Consider the following 14,350-nt stretch of genomic DNA (forward strand, 5'->3'; position numbering starts at 1 on the left):
GCCAAGGCAGGCCACGGGGCGGCCGCAGGAGGCGACGGAGCCGACGGCTCCCACCGATCCGACAGAACCCACGGCCTCGCAAGATCCGGGGGAACCGGAATCGACGGGGCCCAGCCCCGAATCCGGCTCCAGGGGGGATGCAACCGAGGCGGAAGAGGAAGCGAAAGAGGAATCCGACCGGGCCTACCCGTCGCCCGCTCCCGTCCCCGGGTTGTCCGGGCTTCAGGTCCGGTCACCCGCCCCGGTGCGTACGGCCACCCTGTGGGCCGCGCTCGCCACCGGCGTGCTCAGCATGCTGCTCCTCGATGACGGCCTGGCGCTCAATCTCCTGTTGGTCGCGATCCCCGCCGCGCTCGCCGCGTACTTCGCCGCCCAGGCCGCGGGACGACGCACGCGCGCGTGGACGCTGGTATGGGGCATCGGTGGCATCGGTCTGCTCATCGTGCCTGCCCTGCGCGACGCGGACTGGCCTTCGTTCCTCGCGATCGTCGCCGCGGTTGCGCTGGGCTCGCTCGCGCTGCACGGCGGCCGCACCTGGCCCGCCGTCCTGCTCGGCCCCATCGGCGTGTTCAACGCCCTGGTCACCGGCCCCACCTGGGGCTGGCGCGGGCTGCGCGAACGGTTCGGCGGCGCGCGCCGCCGCGTGGGTGCGGGGCTGCGTGCGCTCGCCGTGACGGCTGTCCTGCTGCTGGTCTTCGGAGCGCTGTTCGCGGGGGCCGACGCCGCCTTCGCGGATCTGCTCGGCGAACTGATGCCGGACGCGTCCGTCTCCGGCGGTCCCTGGCGCGTTGTGCTTCTGGCCCTCGGCCTGGTCGGAGCGCTCGCGGCGGCTCACACGGCCGCCGCGCCCGTCCAGTGGGACCGGGTCGAAGTGCCCAAGGGCCGCCCGCGTGGCCGCTTGGAGTGGGCGCTGCCGCTGATCGTGCTCACCGTGCTCTTCGCGGCCTTCAACGCAGTCCAACTGGCCGTGCTGTTCGGCGGATACGACGCCGTACTGAAGAAGACCGGCCAGACGTACGCCGAATACGCCCGTCAGGGCTTCTGGCAGCTGCTGCTTGTCACCCTTCTGACCCTGCTCGTCATCGTGTTCGCGCTGCGCTGGGCGCCGCGCGACGAGGCGCGCGACCAGAAGTTGGTGCGGGGTGTGCTGGGAACTCTGTGCGCGCTGGCGCTCGTTGTCGTCGCATCGGCGGTGCGGCGTATGGACATGTATGTGGAGGCCTACGGGCTGACGCGGCTGAGGGTCTCGGTGGTGGCCGTGGAGCTCTGGCTCGGCCTGATCATCGTGCTCATCATGGCGGCCGGGGTCTGGGGCGCCCGCTGGCTGCCGCGTGCCGTCGCGGCCAGCGCGGCGGCGGGAGTGCTCGCGTTCGGACTGATGTCGCCCGACGGTCTCATCGCCGAGCGCAATGTTCAGCGGTACGAGGACACGGGCAAGTTCGACCTCGAGTACGCGCGTAGCCTGTCCGCCGATGCCGTACCAGCCCTCGACAAGCTGAAGGAGCCGTTGCGTTCCTGCGCGCTGGGCTCGGTCGCAACCGAACTCGGGGAGGACGAGGGCCCCTGGTACGCCACCAGTTGGGGCGAGGCACACGCGCGGGACATCCTTCGTGACCGGCCGCCGTCGAAGGACCCGGACTGGAGCGCCTGCAGCCGGGTGGTGGACGACCAGATGTACCGGTGAGCGCCCGTTCCCGCCCTTCGGTCCAGGGGCGCGCCCTGGCTGTCGTATAGGTGTGTACTGCGGATGGCCGGACCGGCGACCTCGCCGTCTCGGGTCCCCCGGACCCGGTCCGGCCATCCGCAGCGCCCCCGTCAGCCTGCGGCAGGGCCTGATGTGCCGGCGAGGGCGTCCAGGTCGCTCTTGCGGACCCGGATCACCAGGGCGGCCGTGATCAGGGCCAGCACGGCCATCGCGGCCGCCGGTATGAAGGCGGTCGAGATGCCCTCGGCGAGCACCTGATGGCCCCAAGGGGCGGGCAGCTGGTGCGTCTTGGCGAACTCCGCCTTCTGCTCGGCCGACCCGTCCGTCAGGAACTTCGGCATCTGCTTCTCCGCCTCGTCACGGCTGGCCGAACCGAAGACCGTGGTGAGGATGGAGAGGCCGAGTGAACCGCCCACCTGCTGGGTGACGTTGAGCAGCCCGGAGGCCGCGCCCGCCTCGTGCTGGGCCACACCCGAGACCGCGGTGACTGTCAGCGTCACGAAGTTCAGGCCCATGCCGAAGCCGAACAGCAGCATCGGGCCGAGCACTCCACCGACGTACGAATTGTCCGAGCTGATGAAGGTCAGCCAGAAGAGCCCGAGTGCGACGAGCGTCGAGCCGACGACCATGAACGGCTTGGGGCCGAGCACCGGCAGGAACCGCTGCGACAGACCCGCGCCGACCGCGATCGCGACCGTCACCGGGAGGAACGCCACACCGGCCGAGATCGGGCTGTACCCCAGCACGTTCTGCACGAAGAGCACGATGTAGAAGAACATGCCGAACATCGCCGCGGCGAGGGTCAGCATGATCACATACGTGCCCGAGCGATTGCGGTCGGCGAACATCTTCAGCGGGGTGATGGGCTCCTTGGCCCGGGTCTCGATGACCCCGAAGGCCAGCAGCAGCACCACGGCCGCGCCGAACGACCCGATGGTGAGGCTGTCCCGCCACCCCTCCTCCGCGGCGCGGATGAAGCCGTACACCAGGGACGCCATTCCCGCCGTCGAGGTGAGCGCGCCCGCGATGTCGAAGCGCCCGGGATGGCGTTCGGACTCGCTGATGTACATCGGTGCGAGCACGGCGATCAGGACACCGATGGGCACGTTGACGAAGAGGACCCACCGCCAGTCGAGCCACTCCGTGAGCATGCCGCCGGCAAGCAGACCGATGGCACCGCCACCGGCCGATACCGTGGCGAAGACGGCGAATGCCCGGTTCCGCTCCGGGCCCTCGGGGAACGTGGTGGTGATGAGCGCCAGTGAAGTGGGCGACGCAATCGCGCCACCTACGCCCTGCAGGGCCCGTGCGGCCAGCAACTGCCAGGGTTCCTGGGCGAGTCCGCCGAGCAGCGAGGCGAAGGTGAAGAGCAGGATGCCGGTCATGAAGATCCGGCGCCGACCGAGGATGTCACCGGCACGGGCGCCGAGAAGCAGCAGGCCACCGAAGGTGAGGGTGTACGCGCTGATCACCCATGTCAGGTCGGTCGTGCTGAAGTTGAGCGCGTCTTGAATGTGCGGGAGCGCGATGTTCACAATCGTCGCGTCGAGTACCACCATGAGTTGGCAGGCCGCGATGACGGTGAGCGCGATGCCGGGATGCCCCTCCCGGCGGGCCGCTCCTGGCGTTGGGTCCTTAATCAACTGAGAGGTTGTCACTATGGGTCCCCCACAAGTGCGTTAGTGAACGCTCGCGTTCACTGTCGCGTCAACGGTAGTGAGTCCCCGACAGTGAACGCAAGCGTTCACTGAAGTCGCTGCCGCGTGGCGTCGAACGCGATCGCTCGTTCCTCCCCGAAAATCCCGCTCCCCCTGCACAACGGAGACACTCAGATGGTTACTTCGCGTTGGACGACCGCCCCCGCTCAGGCGGCCTCCTCGCGCCGACGCGGTGCCGTACTCGAGCGCGCGATCCTGGAGGCCGCGCTGGAGCAGCTCGGCACGGTCGGCTGGAACGGGCTCACGATGGAGGGTGTCGCCGCGCGCGCCCAGACCGGCAAGGCCGCGGTCTATCGTCGCTGGCCGTCCAAGGAGGATCTTGTCGCGGATGCGCTCCAGGCCGGACTCCCGAGCCCGGTGGAGGCGCCCGACCTCGGGAGCGTCCGGGAGGACCTCCTGGAGCTGTGCCGACGGGTGCGTGATGCGATGTTCTCGCAGCCCGGATTCGCTCTGCGTTCGGTGCTTTACGAATGCGACGCGGTCCAGGCCGAACGTTTTCATCGGGTGATCCTCGGCGGGGTCATCGAGCCGAACATGCGTCTGCTCAGAGAAGTCATCGACCGCGGAATCGAGCGGGGGGAAGTCCGTCCCGACGCCGCGAACGCCTATGTCTTCGACGCCGTCCCGGCGATGATGATGTACCGCTCCAAGGTGTGCGCGAGTGAATGGAGTGAGCGGGACCTGGCGGAGATGATCGACCACCTGATGGTCCCGCTGCTGCGGCGGTGGCCCGCCTGATCGACTCCCGCACGGACACCCTGGTTGCTCCGGGAAACCCGGGTGTCGCGAGGGACTCCGGGCGGCGTAGGCTGAGGGCGCCATGCCGTACGAACCACCCACACACACCGTCGAGCGCTCCCTCCGCGCAACGACCGGAGCGAAGATCATTGCCGGTGTCGACGAGGTGGGCCGCGGCGCGTGGGCCGGCCCGGTCACCGTCTGTGCCGCCGTCACGGGACTGCGCCGTCCGCCCGAAGGGCTCACCGACTCCAAGCTCCTGACCGTCAAGCGGCGTACCGCTCTCGCCGCGGAGTTGGAGAAATGGGTGACGTCATACGCCCTGGGGCATGCCTCTTCGGAGGAGATCGACGACCTGGGGATGACCGCAGCGCTGCGCCTGGCGGCCGTACGCGCCCTGGAGGCCTTGCCGGTCCGCCCCGACGCGGTCATTCTCGACGGGAAGCACGACTATCTCGGCGCTCCCTGGCGGGTCCGTACGGTGATCAAGGGCGACCGGTCCTGTGTCGCCGTCGCGGCGGCTTCGGTGATCGCCAAGGTTCAGCGCGACAAAATGATGGCCGAACTGGGTATCGACCATGCAGACTTCGGTTTTGCGGCCAACGCCGGGTACCCGTCACCGGTCCACAAGGCCGCGCTGGAGGAGCGGGGCCCCACCCCGTACCACCGGTTGTCGTGGGCGTATCTTGATGCGCTGCCCCAGTGGCGGCACCTCAAGAAGGTCCGCAGCTGGGCGGACGGAAGCGTTCCGGAGATCGAGGGTCAGCTCGGCTTCGATTTCTGACGATTCCGCTCGCACTCATGTGCCACCCGCCGACGCGAGTCGCACCGGCGTTTGATAAATATCAGCTCATGCCTCTCATTCCCGAGGAGCCTCAGATTCACGAGAGTGCCCAGGGTCCCCGCGCTACTCCGGCCAGTGGCCGCACCGCGCCGACCCCCCGCCCCGTACCCGGCCCCCGTCCCGCGGCTCCGCCGCGTCCCGGCCGTCCGGGTCCTGTCCGGCCGATGCCGACCCAACGCACCCCGCGCGAGCCGGTCGTGGCCTCGCCGGGACCTTCCGCACCGGCTGCCGCACCGGCTGCCGTCACCCCGCAGATCCAGTTGATCCCGGCCTCGGCCCAGGGCGCGCTGGACGCTGCCGAAGAAGCCGTCGACTTGCTGTTGGAGTCGGGCCGCGCCCCTGGTGAGGTGCTGGTGATCACCACCGGCGAACCGCACCCGTGGGCCGCGCACGAACTCTCCTTCGGCGAGGCCGCGTATTGGGCGCAGCACGACGTGGGCGACGACGTCTTCTACGCCGATGCCTCCGTCGCGGGCCGGGCCGCGTCCCGTCCCGTGGTCCTGGTCGCCGTCAACGGCGGTCCCGACGCTGCCGCCGCCTCGGCCCTGCCCCTGGCCCTCAGCCGGGCCGGCGCCCTGCTGATCGTCTGCGGCGACCCGCGGCAGATCAACTCGGTGCTGGGCGCGGGCGTCTGAGCGGGCTCCGGACACCGTCCGGGATTCGTTCGGCGGAACGCTGAGGGTGCCGCTGCGGCGGCACCTGCACGGCGGTCACCTCGGCATGCCTGCAGTGCGTCCGCGTGCGCGCAGCGCCTTCGTGTGTTCCTGCTGCTGTGCGCGTCCGCTGTGCGTGTCTGCTGCCTGCGTCCTATGTCTGTCGTACGTTCCCGGGGTGGGCGTGATGCGCGAGGCCGGCCCACCGATCGTTGGATCACCGCTGCGTTGTCTCACCCTTGCTCGGCTGCTCGGCTGCTCGGCTGCTCGGCTGCTCGGCGTGAGGTGGCACTGCCGTGTGAGCGGGCTGCCCCAGCCTGCGGCGGCGCCTTGGGGCGGGCGTCTCAGCGGGCGGCTGCCCGGCGCAGTACCTCCGACGTGGCGCCCCCAGCGCGCGGCAGCGGTGGCGGCGCCTCGGCCGTGGCGAAGGGCTCCGGCAGCGACTCCGAGTTGGGACGGCGTCCACCGCGGCCCTCGCCGAGGACCTGCCAGCCGTCACGCGTCAGGGTGATGTACGCCCCACAGCGCAGCCCATGGAGTGTGCAGGCGTCCCGCAAGCCCCACATCCACGCCCCGTCCTCCTCGGTCCAACGCGCATCGCCGTCGCGACAGTAGAGCAGCACCGCCGTACGCACCGGAGTGCGGCGCCGCAGGTCGTGCGGGATGACCCGGCGCAGCTGCGCGAGCAGCGCGTTGCGGAACAGCCAGCCGTCGGCCGGGGCGGGACGCCGGATGAAGGAAGCGCTCGCCGCCAGCCGCTCGTCCTGGTCGAGGACAGCCACGACCGCGGTGGAGGGCCTGGGCCGGTGCCGTGCGTGGAGGCCGCTGACGACTTCCCGAGGATTGCGCAGCAGCGGAATCCCGGCCGAGGCCCACTCTGCGGGTTCGAGCATCCGAGCCACTGGGTTGGCGGAAGCGGCGGACAGGTCGGCTGACGTCGACAAGGATGCCGCCGAGGACGGAGCGAATCCGAAGGTCACGGTCCTCCCTTCGGCTACGCGCCCACACTGCGGGCGGGGTCGGACTTGGGGGAGCGCACGCCGCAGCAGAGCCCTACCGGACCACGGGCGAACCGTGCGGGGAGCGGACCTCAATTCTTCCTGTCGAACTTGGTTGCGGCAACGAGCAATTGGGGCCACAGACCGGTTTCGGGCGATGCGTCGGCTATATCCCTGCCCAGAGTTTCGCTCGGCGATGCGTGAGTCACGACTGTACGGCCAGGACCAGCGGCAACACCCCCTGTGCACCGGCTCGGCGAAGCATGCGGGCGGTCACGGCGAGCGTCCAGCCCGTCTCGGTCGCGTCATCCACGAGCAGGACCGGACCGCCCGCTTCCTTCAAGACGGCGGCCAGCTCAGGGGGGACGGTCAGGGCGCCGTCGAGCGCCTTCAGCCGCTGGGCGCTGTTGCTCCGGGAGATCGGTGACCCCTCGCCGACGTACTCCACGGAACCCAGCAGCGGCAGCCGGCCGATCTCCGCGATCCGCGCGCCCAGCGACTCGATCAGCCGTGGCCGCGTACGGGAAGCCACGGTCACGACGCCGACCGGGCGCGGCTGCGCGTCGGGCTGTCCGGAGGCCCAGCCGCCGGGTCCCTTGGCCCAGTCGGTCAGTACGCCGATCACGGCCTTGGCGACATCGTCCGGTACGGGTCCGTCCGGGGCCTGGGGTGCGAGCATCGGTCGCAGCCGGTTGCCCCAGCCGATGTCCGAGAGCCGCCCCAAAGCGCGCCCCGGAGCGGCCTGCTCACCGGCCGGAATACGTCCCTTCAGGTCGACTCCGACCGCCGGCAGACCGGTCGGCCACATCTTCCGGGGCTCGACCTCGACGCCCGCTCGGCCCAGCTCGCCGTTGGCCGCGTTCAGCGCCTCGGGGGACACGGACGCCTCGAACCGCGCTCCCGCGCAGTTGTCGCAGCGCCCGCACGGTGCCGCCCCCTCGTCGTCCAGCTGCCGCCGCAGAAACTCCATCCGGCAGCCGGTCGTCGTGACGTAGTCCCGCATCGCCTGCTGCTCGGCAGCCCGCTGCTTGGCGACCCAGGCATAGCGCTCGGTGTCGTACGTCCACGGAGTGCCGGTGGAGATCCAGCCGCCCTGAACCCGGCGCACCGCCCCGTCCACGTCGAGCACCTTGAGCATGGTCTCCAGACGTGATCTGCGCAGCTCGACCAGTGGTTCCAGCGCGGGCAGCGAGAGCGGCCGTTCGGCCCTGGCAAGGACGTCCAGCGTGCGGCGCACCTGCTCCTCCGGAGGGAAGGCGATCGAGGCGAAGTACTCCCAGATCGCCTGGTCCTCCTTGCCCGGCAGGAGCAGCACCTCGGCATGCTCCACGCCGCGGCCCGCGCGCCCCACCTGCTGGTAGTAGGCGATGGGGGACGAGGGCGAACCCAGGTGCACCACAAACCCCAGGTCGGGCTTGTCGAAGCCCATGCCCAGCGCGGACGTGGCGACCAGGGCCTTGACACGATTGGCGAGGAGGTCCTCCTCGGCCTGCTGGCGGTCCGCGTTCTCCGTCTTCCCCGTGTACGACGTCACCGTGTGCCCGCTCTGGCGCAGGAAGGCCGTGACCTCCTCGGCGGCTGCCACCGTGAGCGTGTAGATGATGCCCGAGCCCGGCAGGTCCTTCAGATGCTCGGCCAGCCAGGCCATCCGGTGGGCGGCGTCGGGCAGCCGCAGTACGCCGAGGCTCAGGCTCTCCCGGTCCAGCGGCCCGCGCAGGACAAGGGCGTCCGTGCTGGCTCCGGTGCCCAGCTGCTCGGCGACATCGGCCGTCACGCGCGCGTTGGCCGTCGCTGTGGTGGCCAGGACGGGCACGCCGGGCGGGAGGTCGGCGAGCATGGTGCGCAGCCGGCGATAGTCCGGCCGGAAGTCGTGGCCCCAGTCGGAGATGCAGTGCGCCTCGTCGACCACGAGCAGGCCGGTCGCCGCTGCCAGCTTGGGCAGCACCTGGTCGCGGAAGTCCGGATTGTTGAGCCGCTCCGGGCTCACCAGGAGAACGTCGACCTCGCTCGCGGCGACCTCGGCCTGGATCGTCTCCCACTCCTCCGTGTTGGAGGAGTTGATCGTCCGCGCGTGGATTCCGGCCCGGGCGGCCGCCTCAACCTGGTTGCGCATGAGCGCGAGCAGCGGCGAGACGATCACCGTGGGCCCGGCGCCTCGCTCGCGCAGCAGCGCGGTCGCGACGAAGTACACCGCGGACTTGCCCCAGCCGGTGCGCTGCACGACCAGGGCTCTGCGCTTGTCGGCCACCAGCGCCTCGATGGCGCGCCACTGGTCCTCGCGGAGCCGGGCCTGGCCGGCCTGGGCGCCGACGAGACGGGCCAGTACGGCATCGGCCGCGGTACGGAGGTCTTCGGTGACTGTGGGTCGCGGGTCTTCGTTGGTCATGGCCCCATGCAACCCGATGGCTCGGACATTGCGCGAACGAGCCGGTCGAGCTGTGGACAACTTCTGACGTGGTCATGGTCGTGGTTATCCACAGGGCGAAGCGGAATTCTGCGATCCGCGGGATGGTCACGGCATGACGAATCACGACGAAGCGGCCGGCAGGTCCGGCGACGAGGACATCTGCGGGCTCGGTCGGCAGGACGGGCAGGGCGGACACGACAGCTGTGGCGGAGGCGGTGAGCGCGACGGGCGGAGCGGGCCGGGCGGTCGGTCCGGGCCCGCCGGGCAGGACCTGCCCGGCGGGCTTCCCGGGCAGAGCGAGTTCGGCGGGTGCGTAGGACGTGATGCGCCTGCGGATCGGGCGGGACGGGGCGAGCTCATCGGGCAGGTGGGGCGTGATGGCGACGGTCACGTCGGCCATGGCCGGTCAGAACGGTACGTGGGTCACGGCGTCCCCGGTACCCCCGGTGGTCCGGGCGGTCCCGATGGCGAGCATCAGGTCACGTTGCGCACACCGGCCGAACTGGCCGACGCTCTGCCGTACTTGCTCGGGTATCGGCCCGAGGACAGCATTGTGCTGGTCGCCCTGCACGACCGGGAGCGGCGTGGGCGGTTCGGCGGCCGTGCGCGGATCGGTATCCCCGCCCAGGCGGGGGATTGGCCGTCGGTGTCCGAGCAGCTGGCACAGGGGCTGGTCAGGGGTAGTGAGCGCCGAGGCGCCCGGCCGGAGAGCATGGTGGCGTACCTCTGCCAGGAACCGGGGAGCGGTGAATCGGCGCGGGAGGTCATGGAGCGTCTGCGCCCGCTCGCGCAGCTGCTGCGCAGGGCGTGCGGTCGCCTCGACGTCCCCGTGATCGAGGCCCTCTGTATCTCCGACGGCCGCTTCTGGTCGTACACCTGCCCGGGTCAAGGGTGCTGTCCGCCCGAGGGTGAGGCGATGGGGCTGCCCGGGACGTCCGTCCTCGCCGCCGCCGCGACGTACGCGGGCATCCAAGTGCGTGGATCCCTACGGGAATTGACGGCCAGGTTCCTTTCCTGGGAGACGGCGGCCGCCGTGGAGCAGGAGGTCGCGCTCGATACGGCGAGCATGGCTCTGGTCCCGAGGATCCTGGACGGCGAGAGCCGTGCCGATGTGGCCGAGGAGGCTCTCGAACTGGCCGGGCGGATCATGGGACGCCTCGCCGACGCCCCACCGGTGTCCGGCACACGTCCGGCGGACCTGCGTGACGATGGACTCCTCGAACACGAGGAAGCCGCCATGTTGATCCTCGGCCTCCAGGACCGCACGACCCGCGACCGTGCCGCTGAGTGGATGGAGGGCGCGGAGGCAGGCCCCGCCCTGCGTCTGTGGCGAGCGCTGGCCCGCCGCTGCGTCGGCCCCTACCGCGAGCACGCCGCCGCACCCCTCACCCTCGCCGGGTGGGTCGCCTGGTCCACGGGCGACGAACTGGAGGCCCGGGAGGCCCTCGCCATGGCGCTCGGTGCCGATCCCGACTATCTCTTCGCCCGCCTCCTGCACCAGGCGTGCAACGAGGGCCTGGACCCGGAGTCCATCCGCCGTTGCCTACGTGCGGAGCGCACCGGCCGTGCCCCCGCGGAAACGGAGCAAGCCACCGGTCTCGAGGCGCCACTCGGATCGGTCGCACCTACGCCGGACCCTCGGCTTCCGGGCGCCGGGACCGCCACCCGGCGCCGACGCCGTACGCGCCCGGCAGGGAACGGAGCAGGTCGTCCAAGCCGACGAGGCCCAGGGACAGCGGGCGTCCGCCGACGCCGACCCGCCGACGAGGCCTCGCCCGCCGGGGAAGGACCGGTCCGCGCCGCCGAGGGCACGAGCCGTCGGCCACGAGCACGCCGCGAAGCCAATCGGCACGGGTTGGGGGAGGACACGTGAGTGTCGGGACCGGGCTGGTGCGGGGCGGATCGAATCGGGTGAGGTGGGGCCTGGACCTGGCGCGGGGTTTGGCTTCGGGGCGGTCGAGCGAGCGTGCGCCCTGGGCGAAGGGGGCTCCGGCCGACCCGTCACCCCACCGCCATCCGGTCGGCTTCCCGGGCCGAGGGCGTGACCCCGGGCAGGGCCGCTCCGTTCACCTGAGTGGCGGAACCCGTGACCGGGCCGCGCCGCCGCAAAGGCCCCGACCCTACGGAGCCCCCCACCCGGCGCCGAGCGCGCTCCAGACGCATCGAGCGCGGAGGAAATGCCTCATGCCCTTGCCCAGCCCGTCTTCGGCCCCCGATGGCGACCATCCGCACGTGCGCAGGACCGTGCAGTCCGTCATGTGCCCGGGCGACCCGCCGGCCCCGCTCCCGGGACTTGACAGCTCCGCGTCCCCCTTCGGGGGACTGGGCGGCCTCACGGCTTCCCAACCGTCGCTTCTGACACCGCGCCGGACCGTGGACCTGCCGCCCGCTCACACGGCCCTGATCTGCGTTGCCCTGCCGGGGCTGGCGATCTCGACGGAGCAGGGGCAGTTGACCGGCCAGGGGCTGGAGGGGTTCTACCGAGCGGGGCGACGCATGCTCTCCCGCTGCCAGGTGAGGGTCGCCGGCCGGGAACCGCTCGCTGTGCAGGCCAGGATGGTCGCGGCCGACCGAGCGCGCTTCGTGGGGACGCTGCGTGCGTCCCCCCACGCGGGCCCGGATCCGGACGTGGTCGTCGAACGGACGCGGTACGCGGACGGCACCGAGCGGATCACCCTGCAGAGCGCGGCCCCTCGTACCCTGCGCCTGCCCGTCGAGGTCGCGCTCGGCACGGATCTTGCCGGACTGGGTGCGGTTGCCTCGGGCCGGGCCGGACCCGAATTGCCTGCCAGCGTCCACGACTCCGGCCTGCGGTGGTCCTGCCCTACGGGGCACTCGGCCGTCACCGCCGACCCGCCGCCCAGCGACGCCCTGGCCTCCGCGGGGCTGCTGCGCTGGGAGCTCGAACTGCCGCCGGGTGGTACCCGGAGCGTGGAGCTGCGCGTACGGCCGGACGGTGCCGGGCCCATCGGCGTGCTGGGACGCGGCGCGGCGAGCCCGTTCGCTCCGGCCCGGGCAGCGGGCGACGACCCCAGAGTCGGCGCATTCCTGCGCACCTGCGTCGAGGATCTCCAGGCGCTGCTGCTGCGCGACACCCGGCACCCGTCCGACACACACCTCGCGGCGGGGGCTCCCTGGCGGTGTGGCCTGGCGCCGGGGGAGGCGCTCGCGGCGGCGCGGATGACGCTGCCGCTAGGAACTCGCCTCGCCGCGGGCACCCTGCGGACTCTCGCCCGCACTCAACTCGCCGGTCCGGGACCGCGATCCGGCCTGATTCCAGGACCGCGCCGGGACGGAGGGCCGCATCTGCCGCCGGGCTGCACGGCGACCGAGGCGACGCTGCTCTTCCCCGTGCTGCTCGCGGAGGCCCGCCGTTGGGGGCTTGCGGAGCAGGAGGTCGAGGAGTTGGTGCCCGCGGCCGAGCGGTGCCTCGAGTGGCTGCGGACCACCGTCGGCGACGGCATCTATCTTCCCGATCCACACCCCGGCGGGCCGCTCCGCTGCGAGACACAGGCTCACGCCCACCGGGCGGCACTGCTGGGCGCCGATCTGCTCGACGCGCATGGCCGGCCGGGGGGTGCGGGGCTGCGGCAGTGGGCCCAAGAGCTACGGACGGCGTTCCGTGACGACTTCTGGGTCGAAGACCGGGGAGGCGGCAGACCGGCGGGCGCCCGGGCTCCGGACGGGCGGCTCGTGCCACACCTGGGCTCCGGCACCGCCCACCTCCTCGACACCGGTCTGCTGGGTTGCGGAGTGCTGGCTCCCGGCCTGCTCGACAAGGTGCAGACCGAGCAGTTGGCGCGGCTGTTCGGCGGCCCGACCATGGACTCGGGCTGGGGGTTGCGCAGCCTGGAGACGAAGGAGGCGGCGTACAACCCGTTCGGTCATCGCGGTGGCGCCGTGCGCGTTCAGGAGACGGTGGTCGCCGTGGCGGGGCTGGCCGCCGCGGGCTACGAGAAAGAGGCGAACTCGCTGCTGCGCGGCGTGCTCGCGGCGGCCGAGGCCTTCGGCCATCGGCTGCCCGAGATGTACGCGGGGGAGCCGCGCACGGAGGGGAGCGTCCCGCTGCCTCATCCCGCGGCCTGCCGACCGGCGGCCGTGGCCGCGGCCGCCGGGGTGCTGCTGCTCACCTCCCTGGCCGGGATCCGCCCCGACGCCCCGGCCGGAACGGTGACGCTGTGCCCGGTCCGTGGTGCGCCGCTGGGCGAGATCGGGCTGACGGGACTGCGGATCTCGGGCGCGCCCTTCTCCGTACGCGTCAGCAGGCTCGGCCTCGCCATGGTCGAGGAGGCGGCCGACGGACTGCAGTTGGGGGTGTGACCTTGTGAGACGCGTCCTCGGACCGCGACCCGCGGCAGCTGGTGCGCTCCGTACCGGGCGGAAGTGGATCAACTCTGGGAGCGGCTGACGAAAGGAGTGTTTATCGTCAGGCAGACGACTATGATCGCGACATGCCCTACGACCCGTCGGCCTTTCCGCCCTTTGCCGTGACCGTGGACCTGGTCGTGCTGACCGTGCGCCGCCATGCCCTGTGCGCGCTGGCGGTGCGGAGGGGTGAGCAGCCCTTCCAAGGGCGCTGGGCGCTGCCGGGCGGCTTCGTACGGCCCGACGAGGATCTGGCCCAGGCGGCGGCGCGTGAGCTGGTCGAGGAGACCGGGCTGTGTGCCCACGACCCGTCCGCCCCCGCGCAGGACAACGGCGCGCACCTGGAGCAGCTCGCGACGTACGGCGACCCCAAGCGTGACCCGCGGATGCGGGTGGTCAGCGTCGCTCATCTCGCGCTGGCTCCCGATCTGCCGGCGCCCCGGGCGGGTGGCGACGCCAAGAGCGCGCGCTGGGCGCCCGTCGAGGAGCTGCTGCAGCAGGGTGGTTACGGACGCGACGGGGAGCAGGCTGCGCCGCTCGCCTTCGACCACGCGCAGATCCTCTCGGACGGTGTGGAGCGTGCTCGGTCCAAGATCGAGTACTCGTCGCTGGCCACCGCCTTCTGCCCGACCGAGTTCACCGTCGGCGAGTTGCGCCGCGTGTACGAGGCGGTATGGGGCGTGGCGCTCGACCCGCGCAACTTCCACCGCAAGGTGACGGGCACGCCGGGCTTCCTGGTGCCCACGGGCGGCACGACCACGCGCCAGGGCGGCCGCCCCGCCCAGCTCTTCCGCGCGGGCGGCGCCACGCTGCTCAACCCGCCGATGCTGCGCCCCGAGGTCTGACCTGGGCGGGATCACCGGTCGCGGCCGAGGCGGCCGGGATCTGCTCACCAGAGGTGTGAGGCCTTCCCGAGGCGAGC

General features: G+C 71.7%; 10 protein-coding genes. 7 read left to right on the forward strand and 3 right to left on the reverse strand.

Annotated features, from left to right (window positions below; genetic code table 11):
• Nucleotides 1–211 precede the first annotated feature (211 nt).
• On the forward strand, nucleotides 212–1,684 hold the full coding sequence (locus tag IEY95_RS24235; protein WP_229703279.1) for a DUF4153 domain-containing protein: 1,473 nt from the start codon (nucleotides 212–214) through the stop codon (nucleotides 1,682–1,684).
• 131 nt (nucleotides 1,685–1,815) lie between these two features.
• Here the strand turns inward: IEY95_RS24235 and IEY95_RS24240 are convergent, their stop codons facing one another.
• Nucleotides 1,816–3,363: an MFS transporter gene (locus IEY95_RS24240; protein WP_189188224.1), complete on the reverse strand. Its 1,548-nt coding sequence runs from the start codon at nucleotides 3,361–3,363 to the stop codon at nucleotides 1,816–1,818.
• A 174-nt stretch (nucleotides 3,364–3,537) separates the two neighbouring features.
• On the opposite strand from IEY95_RS24240, the gene IEY95_RS24245 reads away from it, so the two are divergent.
• The 3 genes from IEY95_RS24245 (at nucleotide 3,538) to IEY95_RS24255 (ending at nucleotide 5,640) form a co-directional block, all read left to right on the forward strand.
• The gene (locus IEY95_RS24245) at nucleotides 3,538–4,161 is read left to right on the forward strand and encodes a TetR/AcrR family transcriptional regulator (protein ID WP_189188225.1); all 624 of its coding nucleotides are present in this window, start codon (nucleotides 3,538–3,540) and stop codon (nucleotides 4,159–4,161) included.
• Between the two features lie 82 nt (nucleotides 4,162–4,243).
• The gene (gene rnhB / locus IEY95_RS24250) at nucleotides 4,244–4,945 is read left to right on the forward strand and encodes a ribonuclease HII (RefSeq protein ID WP_189188226.1); all 702 of its coding nucleotides are present in this window, start codon (nucleotides 4,244–4,246) and stop codon (nucleotides 4,943–4,945) included.
• Nucleotides 4,946–5,013: 68 nt separating this feature from the next.
• Nucleotides 5,014–5,640 carry a hypothetical protein gene (locus IEY95_RS24255; RefSeq protein ID WP_189188227.1) on the forward strand — a complete coding sequence of 209 codons (627 nt, stop codon included), beginning with the start codon at nucleotides 5,014–5,016 and terminating at the stop codon, nucleotides 5,638–5,640.
• Between the two features lie 362 nt (nucleotides 5,641–6,002).
• Here IEY95_RS24255 and IEY95_RS24260 read toward each other — a convergent pair whose 3' ends face one another.
• A complete protein-coding gene (locus IEY95_RS24260) occupies nucleotides 6,003–6,638 on the reverse strand; it encodes a hypothetical protein (RefSeq protein ID WP_189188228.1) in 636 nt (211 codons plus the stop codon).
• 223 nt (nucleotides 6,639–6,861) lie between these two features.
• Nucleotides 6,862–9,042 carry a RecQ family ATP-dependent DNA helicase gene (locus tag IEY95_RS24265; protein ID WP_189188229.1) on the reverse strand — a complete coding sequence of 727 codons (2,181 nt, stop codon included), beginning with the start codon at nucleotides 9,040–9,042 and terminating at the stop codon, nucleotides 6,862–6,864.
• Between the two features lie 505 nt (nucleotides 9,043–9,547).
• Here IEY95_RS24265 and IEY95_RS24270 point away from each other — a divergent pair.
• From IEY95_RS24270 to IEY95_RS24280, 3 genes are all read left to right on the forward strand, one after another.
• Nucleotides 9,548–10,936, forward strand: a complete 1,389-nt coding sequence (locus IEY95_RS24270) for a DUF4192 domain-containing protein (protein ID WP_373294529.1) — start codon at nucleotides 9,548–9,550, stop codon at nucleotides 10,934–10,936.
• Between the two features lie 359 nt (nucleotides 10,937–11,295).
• Entirely contained in the window at nucleotides 11,296–13,383 is a 2,088-nt protein-coding gene (locus IEY95_RS24275; protein ID WP_308429336.1) for a glycogen debranching N-terminal domain-containing protein, read from the forward strand.
• 131 nt (nucleotides 13,384–13,514) lie between these two features.
• Nucleotides 13,515–14,273, forward strand: a complete 759-nt coding sequence (locus IEY95_RS24280; RefSeq protein ID WP_189188230.1) for an NUDIX hydrolase — start codon at nucleotides 13,515–13,517, stop codon at nucleotides 14,271–14,273.
• Nucleotides 14,274–14,350: the final 77 nt, after the last annotated feature.

The sequence above is a fragment of the Streptomyces albiflavescens genome (assembly GCF_014645835.1).
In the GTDB taxonomy this organism is placed as follows: Bacteria; Actinomycetota; Actinomycetes; order Streptomycetales; family Streptomycetaceae; genus Streptomyces; species Streptomyces albiflavescens.